Origin of the sequence: Sphingobium sp. (assembly GCF_033795625.1) — a bacterium.
In the GTDB taxonomy this organism is placed as follows: Bacteria; Pseudomonadota; Alphaproteobacteria; order Sphingomonadales; family Sphingomonadaceae; genus Sphingobium.
Genome location: NZ_JARYGI010000115.1, coordinates 1 through 345, shown reverse-complemented (window position 1 = coordinate 345; position 345 = coordinate 1). Strand labels below are relative to the sequence as shown.

Sequence of the window (345 nt, the reverse complement as noted above, 5' to 3'; positions counted from 1 at the left end):
ACTCAATCCCGGCAAAGCTCAGCGCCCGGGCGAGATAAAGACCCGACGCCTTGAGGTCACGGGCAACCAGTTCCATCGCCGCGATGCCGCCATCGCGGATCTCGCTGATGAACTGCTCGCGGTTCGCAAACGCCGTGCCGGGGCCCCAGAGACCGAGCCGGACCGCATAGGCGAGGTTGTTGACGTCTGATGCGCCGGTGGCCGAAGCGTAGAGCACCCGGGCGCGCGGCAGCGTATTCTGGAGCAGAACACCGGCGATGCCCTGGAGTGAGCCCTGCTTCTGGCCGAGCGCCCCTTCCCCGCCCGCAACGCCGCCCATTTCGTGCGCTTCGTCGAAAACGATGA

1 protein-coding gene is annotated in these 345 nt (G+C 66.4%); it reads right to left on the bottom strand.

Annotation, left to right across the window (positions count from 1 at the left end):
- The coding region (locus tag QHC67_RS18885; protein ID WP_413818576.1) for a strawberry notch-like NTP hydrolase domain-containing protein at positions 1 to 345 on the bottom strand (345 nt) is incomplete at both ends.